The following is an 11,540-nucleotide window of genomic DNA, read 5'->3' as shown; positions in this document are numbered from 1 at the left end:
AACGCATTATGAAAAAAGAAGATATTGCAAATCATCTGATTGCATTGGAAACCGCAGCGCTTGAAGCATGGAATAATGGCAATCCTGACAAATTTCTGAATATATATGCACAGGATTTCACCTATTTCGACCCGCTCACCGAAAAGAGGATGGACGGCTTCGACTGGATAAAAGATTTTTATGAAGGCGCCAGAGGAAAAGTAAAAGTAGACAAATACGAAATGATAAATCCGGCAGTACAAGCTACAGAAAATATGGCTGTACTGACATATAACTTAATCTCACAAGTAGGCGATACTATTTACAGATGGAATTGCACGGAAGTTTACAGGCTGGAAGAGGATAATCAATGGAAAATTGTCCACAACCACTGGTCAATTACCGAATCGTTGAAAAAATAAAGATTGAGTGATTACTCTGCTGTAACATCGAACTCCCGTTCTAAATCTTCCAGTTCTTTCTTTATCTGTTCCAGTTTACGGATGACCTGCACTTTACAGGTTTCTTCATCCATTTTTAGATTGAGGGTTTGCCGCGCACCTTCGAGTGTCATACCTTTTACCTTAACCAGATTGTAGACAACTGCTATATTTTCAATATCTTCTTTTTTATACTGGCGCGTGCCTCCTTCAGTTTTACGAGGACGGATGGTATCGAATTCTTTTTCCCAAAAGCGAAGCAATGATCTGGCAACCCCGAAATGGTCGGCCACTTCCTTCAGGGAATAGTATAAACGGTTACTGTTTTCGAAATCGATTTTCATAAATATCAGTCCATTACCTGTCCGTGATTTGCAGCAATCTGCAGCATCTTATCATACTCTTCAGGCGATAAATCCATAAAATAATACTTTGCAGGATTATCAGGCACGCCTCTCACATGCACTTCATAGTGTAGATGCGGTCCGGTAGATTTTCCTGTGTTACCAACTTCGCCTATCTGCTCTCCGCGGGTTACCCGCTGCCCTACCCTCACTTTATAATCATTAAGATGTGCATATAAAGTCTCGTAGCCGAAGCCATGATCTATCGTTATACATTTCCCGTATCCCTGCTTCCAATCGGCAAGAGTGACTACTCCGTCTCCGGTCACATATACCGGAGTGCCTATATTTGCAGAAAAGTCCATACCTGCATGAAACCGTGCCGTACCATATATCGGGTCTACACGCGTACCATATCCGGAAGCTATCTGCTTCAGAAATTTCTCCGGCACAGGCTGTATACTCGGAATATGCCGTAGGCGATCGCGCTGATTCTTTGCAATATTAAGAACTTCGTCAAAAGAATTCGATTGTATATAAATCTGTTTGGCAATATAGTCAATCTTTTTGGAAGTCTGTATAATCATTTCAGAATTAGACAACTCCATAAGATAATCGTACCGCGCCGGAGCAGCTATTCCCGATGTCCGTATGGATGTAGGAATAGGATCGGCATGAAAAATTGCCCTGTAAAGATTATCGTCACGCTGTTGTATATCCCTGAGCACATTCGACATTTCGTCGGCCCGCTTCGACAATAATTCATACTGTGTACGTATAAGTTGTGTTTCTTTCTTCTGTGCCTCGCCCCAAGGAGTACCGACAAAATAAGCAAAAGCGATTAAAGCACCTATACCTACAACAATTCCCGATATCATATGACGCAGGACAGTAAACACTTTATCCTTCATGCTAGGATAAATTCTGTCATATGTAAGAGTTTGAGGGTTGTAACGGTAATATACTTTACGCTTCATTTTTAGCCATTCCCTGATATTTTACTTCGAGAGTTCGACAAAAGTAAAGTTTTTGAACTATTTTTGCAAATTGTTTATATTTAATTAATATGGCGACGGGGCGATGCCTTGCACGCGAATGATGAAACTAAAAAATTATAACTTGTAACTCGTTTACTTGTAACTTGTAACTAAAATGATGACTTCAAAAGAAATCCGTGACTCTTTCAAATCTTTCTTTGCTTCTAAAGGACACCAGATAGTACCGTCGGCTCCGATGGTAATAAAGGACGACCCCACGCTGATGTTTACCAATGCGGGTATGAACCAGTTTAAAGATATTATCTTAGGCAATGCACCTATTAAATACCCACGTGTAGCAGACTCGCAGAAATGTCTTCGCGTGAGCGGTAAGCACAACGACCTCGAAGAAGTGGGGCACGATACATACCACCATACAATGTTCGAAATGCTGGGCAACTGGTCTTTCGGCGATTATTTTAAGAAAGAAGCTATCGAATGGGCATGGGAATATCTTACGGAAGTTATCAAACTGGATAAAAACCGCCTGTATGTTACCGTCTTCGAAGGAAGCCCCGATGAAGGCTTATCGCGTGACGATGAAGCAGCAGGATACTGGGAGAAATACTTACCGAAAGACCGTATTATAAACGGAAGTAAAAAAGATAACTTCTGGGAAATGGGCGACACAGGCCCTTGCGGCCCTTGTTCGGAAATACATATAGACCTTCGCCCTGATCAAGAACGCTCAAAAGTAGATGGACTTACTCTCGTTAACGAAAGCCATCCGCAAGTGATAGAGATATGGAACCTTGTATTTATGCAATTCAACCGCAAGGCAGATAAATCGCTGGAGCCACTTCCGGCAAAGGTAATCGATACGGGCATGGGACTCGAGCGCCTATGTATGGCTGTACAGGGTAAACTTTCCAATTATGATACGGATGTTTTCCAGACTATTATTAAAGCAATCGGAGAACTGACAGGCAGCACTTACGGACAAGATGAGAAAAAGGATATCGCTATGCGCGTTATCGCCGACCATATCCGTACTATCGCATTCTCGATTACCGACGGGCAGTTACCGTCGAATGCCAAGGCCGGATATGTTATCCGCCGTATTCTTCGCCGTGCCGTTCGTTACGGATATACATTCCTCGGACAGCACAAAGCATTCATGTATAAACTAATCCCTGCGCTGATAGAAACAATGGGCGAGGCTTATCCCGAGCTCATACAACAGCAGACGCTGATTGAAAAAGTTATCAAGGAAGAAGAAGAATCATTTCTTCGCACACTCGATACAGGTATCAAACTGCTGGACAAACAGATAGCTGATACAAAAGCTAAAGGACAGACTCAACTTAACGGAACGGATGCTTTTACATTATACGATACATACGGTTTCCCGCTCGACCTTACGGAACTTATTCTACGTGAAAACAATATGACTGTCAACATCGACGGCTTCAATACGGAGATGCAGAAACAGAAAGAGCGTGCACGCAACGCTGCATCGGTAGAAACGGGCGATTGGGTGGTACTGAAAGAAGGTGACCCCAAATTTGTCGGTTATGACTTTACGGAATGCGAAACTGAAATACTCCGTTACCGCAAGGTAAAACAGAAGAATCATGAATTTTATCAGATAGTACTCAGCCTTACACCCTTCTATGCCGAAATGGGTGGACAGGTAGGCGACAGCGGCTGGCTGATATACGAAAATGAAAAGATTGAAATTACAGATACAAAACGTGAAAATAATCTGGCAGTTCATATGGCTAATAAGCTGCCTCAAGATGTGACTGTTACTTTCACAGCCCGTATAAATACTAAGAACCGGACGGCTACCGAGTGTAATCATACGGCAACGCATTTATTACATGAAGGACTGCGCGAAATACTGGGTAGCCATGTAGAGCAAAAAGGTTCGTTTGTATCTCCGAATGTGCTTCGTTTCGACTTCTCACATTTCCAGAAACTTACCGATAAGGAAATTCGTAAAGTGGAACGTTATGTTACATCTAAAATCCGCGAAGACATTTCACGCATAGAGATGCGTCACGTACCTATCTCCGAAGCAAAAGGAATGGGAGCCATGGCTCTGTTCGGAGAAAAATACGGCGATGATGTGCGTGTGATACGTTTCGGTGAATCGGTGGAGCTCTGCGGTGGAACACATATTTCTTCGACCGGAAGAATCGGCTCATTCCGCATCATCAATGAAAGTTCAATTGCTGCGGGTATACGCCGTATAGAGGCTATTACTGCCGAAGTGTGTGAAGATTATTTCTATACACAGCAGGATATCCTGAACGAAATGAAAAGCCTTTTAAATAACGCTCCCAACCTCGCCCAGACGCTTCGGAAATTCTTTGATGAAAATGCAGAGATGAAAAAACAGATGGAAGAGTATGTAAAGGAGAAGACAGCACTGTTAAAAGCTGCGTTAATAAAGAAAAAGCAGATTATCAACGGTATCGATGTATTTGTACTCAACAACTCCATTCCAGCCGAAGTAGTGAAAGACATTGCATTCCAGATAAAAGGACAATTCCCTGAAAATTCGGCATTTGTCGGTATTACCGATAGTGAGAATAAGCCATTACTCACATTAATGCTGAGCGACGACCTCGTGAAAGACCACGGACTAAATGCCTCGCAGATAGTGCGCGAAGCAGCCAAGCATATACAGGGCGGCGGTGGCGGACAGCCTCATTTTGCTACAGCAGGTGGCAAGAATGTGGAAGGCTTGTCAAATGCTTTACATGAGATACTGGAGAAGATAAAATAAAGGATATTCCATATATAATATTAAAAGAGTCGGCATTACTTGTCCGCTCTTTTTTTGCGTTTTACAGGTATATTTTTATCTATACAATGAAGCCAAAAGCTTATTGTTCTTTGAGTACAGTATTAATATTAGCAAATCAAAAACAGTGCAGAATCTGTTACTTTTGTTACTTTTTAACAGAGCATTTTTAATATATAAATATTGAAAACTAGATTAAAAATGCTAATGGCTAAAAGCTATTGGCTAATAGCTGAAAAACGTTACTTTTGTTACTTTTTAACTAAATATAGTTAAATTGTGTTTAGATTATCTTTCCTCTTGTAAAGGAGAAAGAGGCCGAAAGCAGTAAGTAAGCCATTGAATAACAATATCTCATACCCTACCTTATATTCATAGATACTAAATAAGGCATATTCTAAAAGGTAACTGAGAATCGGGGCAAGAATACATACTACAGGCACAAACTTGTCGCGGATACTTATCTTGGTGAATAACCCGAAAAAGAACAAGCCCAGCAACGGCCCGTATGTATAGGATGCTACTTTATATATAGTATCGAGGATATTATCCTGCTGTATATAATTTATAGCAAGAATAACGAGTAGGAATGCAACTGATACAAGGATATGCACTTTCTTACGGGTCTTCTTTGCTGTGACAGCATCCTCTTTCTTTATATCAAGTATATCCACACAAACGGATGTAGTAAGGGCAGTCAGAGCAGAATCGGCACTTGAGAAAGCTGCCGCAATGATACCTATCGTAAAGAAGATAAGTACAGGCAATCCCAGATATTCTGTAGCGAGGATAGGTAATATCTGATCGGAGTTTTCCGGTATCGCAATATTCATTTGCGCCATGAAGATAAACAGCAGGACGCCCAGCGAAAGGAAAAGGAAATTGATAGGAGCAAAAGCAAAGCCGTAAGTCACCATATTCTTCTGGGCATCTTTCAGGCTTTTGCAGGTAAGATTCTTCTGCATCATATCCTGATCGAGGCCTGTCATAACGATTGTGATGAATACTCCACTAAGGAACTGCTTGAAGAAGTTCTGCCGCGAAGCCCAGTTGTCAAATACAAAGATGCGGGAATGCTCGCTAGTACTGATTGCATCTATCATTTGCGGGAGGTTCATATCCATTTTAGTGGCAACCTGCCAGATGATAAGGATTACGCCCAGAATAAGACAGGAAGTTTGCAGGGTATCAGTCCAGATGATAGTCTTTATTCCACTGCGGAAAGTATAACCCCAGATAAGTAGTATAATGCCCGTCACCGTAACGTAAAAAGGAATACCCCACTGGTCGAAAACTAATGTCTGTAAAATCATAGCCACAAGATACAGTCGCGCGGCAGCACCGATTATCTTGGAAAGGATGAAGAACGAAGCTCCGGTCTTATAGGAATATAAGCCGAAACGTTTATCCAGATAGCCATATATCGTTGTCAGATTCAGCTTATAATAAAGAGGCAACAGTAAATAAGCGACAGTAAGATAGCCGAAGAAAAAGCCGAATACCATTTGCATATAGGTCATGTCGAACTTCCCTACCATACCGGGTACCGACACGAAAGTCACACCCGAAATGGAAGTACCGACCATAGCAATAGCTACGACAAACCAAGGCGACTGTCGGTTACCGAGAAAGAAAGCTTCATTGTCCGTATGCTTCTTACCGGCAAAATAAGAAATGAGGAGTAAGGTTGCAAAATAAGCTGCTATAATAATTAGAATAGAAGTTCCCATATATCAGTTAAATGTATATACATTCAGCGTTTTATTGGAATAGACCGGCTTTCTTTCTACCGTTCTGTCCCACGGTTTATCTATAACAATATAGTCATAATTCCCTTTGAGGGTATCAGTATCTACGAGCCTGAAATCTTCGAAGTCGATGAATATTCTATCGTATTTGGATTTGCTGTAATTATAACCACGCAGCATCATCTCAAACTTATGACTTTCGATATTCAGCCCACTAAGGATATAAAAAGTTTTACCTTCTTCTATATACTTTTCACTTACATCGTGAAAATCGATGTTAAAGCTTTCGTATTCTACAATGCTGTTTTTGAAATTGAAGAACAGGCCGACCTGTAATACTAAAAGAACAATAGTCAATACCAGTTTCGGAACTTTCTCAATATACGCCGATAAAGTTATTCCGATTAAAAACATGACAATAAATCCATAATAAATAAACGTCCGCGGAAAAGGTATTACCGAATGTATGGCCAAAAGAATCACAGGCGCTGCTCCGAACAGCATCCATAAAACCAATATATCCTTGTTCCTTTTAACCAATGCAATAACAAACGATACCACTATTATAAGCAAAGTAAGAGGAAGATACAAACCGAATATCTCATTAAACGTATTCCGGAAGAAAAGCGGGAATAAAGACAATACTCCCAAGCGATCGCCCGGTGTTATGGATAAAACACCAAATCCCTGATGTAATATTATCGGCATATAACAGAGTAATGTTGCAAATGTTATGAACAAATTGAATAATATCTGCTGCTTTATATTCTTATAGTTATATATTAGTATGAGTAAATTTAGTGTGAGGAACGGATATAGAAAGGAAGGCATTGTATAGAAACCGAGAATGTTACTGATAGAGAATATCACCCAATCTTTGTTCCGGCTGCCATACTTTATAATATTATAAGATGCATAAAGAGAAATAACAAAGAATAGAGTGACCAAAGCATATCCTCGCGACATGTAACTGTAATATACAGACATAAACAGCATGGATGCAATAGCTACAGAAAACAGTGCTACTTTAGCAGAGTAAAACCTTTTTACAAAGGAATATGCAATAATCCATGTGGATAAAGATACTATGATAGAGGAAATCCGTAGTTTAAAGAGAATATCGAAGAAAGGCAGATGCTTTGTTATGTGTGTGATTACGGAATGAAAAACATGATTGTTCGGATAAGGATATGAAGATATGCAATACAATATCGGATTGTTGGTAAAGTCTACATATGTCAACGCCTCATCGTAAGATATTGGGAGTACTATTGCGAAATATACGGAAGATATGAGGGGGGGTAATAATATTAGCAAGGCACAGGGGTCTTTCACATCTTTCCATATAGTACGGCAAGCTTTACCTATATAAGAGAAGAATGAGGAGAGATGAACATAAAACAAATTTATCTTTATAATAAGAAAGACTGACAAAATAGCAAAAAGAAGAAATATGGATATTAAAACGAAAAAGCCTGTTGATGATAGTGAATTCTCAATGAGAAAAAATTCTTTTAATGCCGGACTATCTTCATAACTTGATAAAAGGCCGGTTCTTATGAGTAGGAAAACAGAGATTAATGTGATGAAGAATATGGTGACTAATATCAGAAAGATATGTAAAGCTTTTTTCATTCCCTGTTTGGTTGCGAATAGTTATAGTAACTGCTATCTTTATTGTTTTATCGTTCAAAGATACGATATAAAAAAAATTTAATGGATTTCTGTTAGTACATTTTCAGAAAACTGACAAAAAGTCCGACGGATTTGTTAAAATTGCAATAAAGACTTTCATGTGGGTTAAAAGTGTTAAAAATTGGAGTCAACCCGTACTAAGTGTACAATTTTTGTGTTTAAATTTGAAATTAGAAATAAACAGGATAAAATAAATAATTAAAACATACTTGCATATGAAAAAATTTTGGAAAAATATTTCAACCTATGTTGTGGTTGCATTAGTAAGTATCGGGGCAACATACGGTATGTATAGCTTCATGGATCACCAGAAAGGCTACAGTACAGCCGATACTTATAATTACGGAAATGAATTTAACCAGAAGGGTGTACATCTTGCCAGTCTCACAGCTGACGGATACCCCGATTTTACAAAAGCAGCCGAGAGTTCAGTTCATGCTGTAGTACACATCAAATCGACAGTTAAGGCTCAATCCTCACAAGGTCGTCCGCGAATGATGGATCCGTTCGAATACTTCTTCGGATTCGGTGACCGTGGCGGACAAGATTACAGACAACCTCAGCCAAGTGTCGGTTTCGGTTCGGGTGTAATTATTTCGGAAGATGGTTTTATCATCACTAACAACCACGTGATAGATAAAGCCGACGAAATAGAAGTTACATTGAATGACAATAGTAAATACACAGCTAAACTTGTAGGCACAGACCCTCTAACAGATATTGCTTTACTTAAGGTTGAAGGAAAAGGCTTGCCATATATTCCTTTCGGAAACTCCGACAACCTTAAAGTAGGTGAATGGGTATTGGCTGTTGGTAATCCCTTCAACCTTACATCAACAGTTACTGCCGGTATTGTAAGTGCCAAAGGCCGCGGAAGAATCAGCGCAGGCGGAAGAAACGGTGTGGATATGAGTATCCAGTCTTACATACAGACAGATGCCGCTATCAATCGTGGTAATAGTGGTGGCGCTCTTGTAAACACAAATGGTGAGCTTGTAGGTATTAATACCGCTATCTATTCACAAACCGGAGATTTCTCTGGATATGGATTTGCTGTGCCTATCTCCATTGCCGGAAAAGTAGTAGCCGACATCAAGGAATACGGAACAGTTCAACGTGCAGTATTAGGTGTTCAGATAGGTGAAGTTTCAGTTGCTAAAGAAGCTGATCCGGAAAAGACTAAGAATCTTAAGATAAACGAAGGTGCATATGTTGGCGGATTTGCCGATATGAGTCCAGCAAAACAGGCCGGAATAGAAGAAGGTGACGTTATCACAGCAATAAACGGAGTGAAAGTAAGAACTGTAAGCGAATTGCAGGAACAGGTAAACAGATTCCGTCCGGGCGATAAGGTGAAAGTAGATGTAATGCGTGGTACAACAAGCAAGACATTCGACGTTACATTGAAAAATAATGCCGGAAGTACATCCGTAGTGAAAAAAGAAGACGGTATAGCTAGTGTGGGTGCTGCATTCAAAGACCTCACAGCTGAGAAGAAAAAATCGTTGGGTATCAGCTATGGTGTGGAAGTTGCGGGAGTAGATAATGCAGGCAAATTCCATAAAGAAGGAATTATGAAAGGATTTATTATCCAGAAGATCAATAATCAGCCTGTATCATCTGCGAGCGATGTGGAACGCATTATTACTACTACTGCCAATAGTCAGGATAAAGCATTGTTCGTCACAGGTATTACTCCTAACGGATCGAAGAAATATTATGCAGTCGATTTAAGCGAATGATATTAACTTAACTAATAAAAATAACGCTTAAGTAGTAAACATAGATACTTGCTTAAGCGTTATTTATATATAGAACTTGAATATGAACTTTATACTAATTATACCTAACAAGGAAATTCTATAATTGAGTATTATTAACTAAAGCCATCTGTTAATAAGCCCAAACGGATGGCGACGTATAGCAATTTTTTTACTATATTTGCAGACATTTTTGGGACATTATAACATATATATTTATATATGAGGCAGTTAAAGATTACAAAGTCAATTACAAATCGTGAGAGCGCATCTCTAGACAAGTATTTGCAAGAAATTGGTCGTGAAGATCTGATCACAGTCGAGGAAGAAGTAGAGTTGGCCCAAGCCATTAAAAAAGGCGACAGGGCTGCACTTGAAAAACTTACCAGAGCTAACCTCAGGTTTGTGGTATCTGTTGCAAAACAATATCAGAACCAAGGACTGAGCTTGCCCGACCTGATCAACGAGGGAAATCTGGGACTTATTAAAGCTGCAGAAAAATTCGACGAAACCAGAGGGTTTAAATTTATCAGTTACGCAGTATGGTGGATTCGCCAATCTATATTGCAGGCATTAGCAGAACAATCGCGTATTGTACGTCTTCCACTCAATCAAGTGGGCTCGCTGAACAAAATCAGCAAAGCCTTCTCCAAATTCGAGCAGGAAAACGAGCGCAAACCTTCTGCAGAGGAACTTGCCGAACAATTAGACATACCCGTTGATAAAATCGCCGATTCGCTGAAAGTTTCAGGACGACACATTTCGATGGACGCACCTTTCGTTGAAGGTGAAGACAACAGCTTGCTGGATGTACTTGTAAATGACGATGCCCCAATTGCTGACCGTACGTTGATAAACGAATCGCTCCAACAGGAGATCGAACGTGCATTATCGACACTGACAGAAAGAGAAAGTGAAATTATCAAAATGTTCTTCGGTATCGGATATCAGGAGATGACCCTCGAAGAAATCGGCGATAAATTCCAACTCACACGTGAACGTGTACGTCAGATAAAGGAAAAGGCAATCAAGCGTCTTCGTCAGAACTCACGAAGTAAATTATTAAAAAGCTACTTAGGTTAAAAGCTTTTAGCCTACAGTTTAAATGATAAAGAGAGCAGGAATATCTTGCTCTCTTTTTTGTTATTTAAATCCGTGGTAATTGCGGGCATAATTAAGATCGATAGTTCCCTGCTCTATTTGAACAACGATAGCTTCTATTGCAGCATCTTTATCATACGGGTCATATTTAGCTTTTAAGCTATTTCCGAAAAGTCCGGCAAAAGCATTATATACTCCGGCCTTAAGGCTTCCGACCAAGGCTTTTACTATATTATACGAAGAAGTATTACATTCTCTATCGACAAGCTTAACCAGTATCTTACCCTGATTTTTTGTCATCCTCTTCATTTTAGGCTTATACTCATCCATCATATATTTCTGAACGTCTTCCAGATACTTCTGCTTTGCTTTCTCATCAGGCATCGTCTGCATATATTCATATGTTTCGATGATAGAGTACGCTATCTTCTTTGCATAAGGATAGGCGATCTTAACATCGCGAACTAATTTGGAATACTCCTGTCTTTCTTTATTATTCTTAAACTTAATGGGAGCAAATATGTGAACAGGCTTTAGCTGCACCACAGCAATTGTATCACCTTCATATATAGCGGCAATATCTATATAAGTCTTTGGCTTCTCATCCTGCGACTTTACCGTCACCGAAAGAAGCAAAAGAAAACATATAACAGATAAAAGCCTCTTCATAATCATAGGGATAAA

9 protein-coding genes are annotated in these 11,540 nt (G+C 39.8%); 4 read left to right on the top strand and 5 right to left on the bottom strand.

Features of this window, described 5'->3' with window-relative positions; genetic code table 11:
- Positions 1-8 precede the first annotated feature (8 nt).
- Positions 9-401 (top strand): DUF4440 domain-containing protein, encoded by a 393-nt coding sequence (locus tag K348_RS0114615; protein ID WP_029906010.1) that lies wholly within the window; start codon positions 9-11, stop codon positions 399-401.
- Between the two features lie 11 nt (positions 402-412).
- Here K348_RS0114615 and K348_RS0114610 read toward each other — a convergent pair whose 3' ends face one another.
- Both K348_RS0114610 and K348_RS0114605 read right to left on the bottom strand, forming a co-directional pair.
- Positions 413-763: a MerR family transcriptional regulator gene (locus K348_RS0114610; protein ID WP_029906007.1), complete on the bottom strand. Its 351-nt coding sequence runs from the start codon at positions 761-763 to the stop codon at positions 413-415.
- Between the two features lie 5 nt (positions 764-768).
- Positions 769-1,740: a M23 family metallopeptidase gene (locus K348_RS0114605; RefSeq protein WP_029906005.1), complete on the bottom strand. Its 972-nt coding sequence runs from the start codon at positions 1,738-1,740 to the stop codon at positions 769-771.
- A 175-nt stretch (positions 1,741-1,915) separates the two neighbouring features.
- Here K348_RS0114605 and alaS point away from each other — a divergent pair, with 175 nt between their 5' ends.
- Positions 1,916-4,534 (top strand): alanine--tRNA ligase, encoded by a 2,619-nt coding sequence (alaS, locus tag K348_RS0114600; RefSeq protein WP_029906003.1) that lies wholly within the window; start codon positions 1,916-1,918, stop codon positions 4,532-4,534.
- Between the two features lie 290 nt (positions 4,535-4,824).
- Here the strand turns inward: alaS and K348_RS0114595 are convergent, their stop codons facing one another.
- The gene (locus tag K348_RS0114595) at positions 4,825-6,282 is read right to left on the bottom strand and encodes a sodium:solute symporter (RefSeq protein ID WP_029906000.1); all 1,458 of its coding nucleotides are present in this window, start codon (positions 6,280-6,282) and stop codon (positions 4,825-4,827) included.
- Between the two features lie 3 nt (positions 6,283-6,285).
- Complete coding sequence (locus K348_RS0114590; protein ID WP_081852584.1) at positions 6,286-7,935, bottom strand: glycosyltransferase family 39 protein; 1,650 nt, start codon at positions 7,933-7,935, stop codon at positions 6,286-6,288.
- Between the two features lie 275 nt (positions 7,936-8,210).
- Between K348_RS0114590 and K348_RS0114585 the strand changes: the two genes are divergently transcribed.
- Entirely contained in the window at positions 8,211-9,737 is a 1,527-nt protein-coding gene (locus K348_RS0114585; protein WP_029905996.1) for a Do family serine endopeptidase, read from the top strand.
- A gap of 240 nt (positions 9,738-9,977) precedes the next feature.
- A complete protein-coding gene (locus K348_RS0114580) occupies positions 9,978-10,838 on the top strand; it encodes an RNA polymerase sigma factor RpoD/SigA (RefSeq protein WP_006797564.1) in 861 nt (286 codons plus the stop codon).
- Positions 10,839-10,898: 60 nt separating this feature from the next.
- Here K348_RS0114580 and K348_RS0114575 read toward each other — a convergent pair whose 3' ends face one another.
- Positions 10,899-11,525 carry a DUF4294 domain-containing protein gene (locus K348_RS0114575; RefSeq protein WP_029905993.1) on the bottom strand — a complete coding sequence of 209 codons (627 nt, stop codon included), beginning with the start codon at positions 11,523-11,525 and terminating at the stop codon, positions 10,899-10,901.
- Positions 11,526-11,540 lie beyond the last annotated feature (15 nt).

This window comes from Prevotella sp. 10(H) (assembly GCF_000711235.1).
Classification (GTDB): domain Bacteria; phylum Bacteroidota; class Bacteroidia; order Bacteroidales; family Dysgonomonadaceae; genus Dysgonomonas.
Note: the sequence above shows the minus strand (reverse complement) of the source record. Positions and strands in the feature narration are given on the sequence as shown.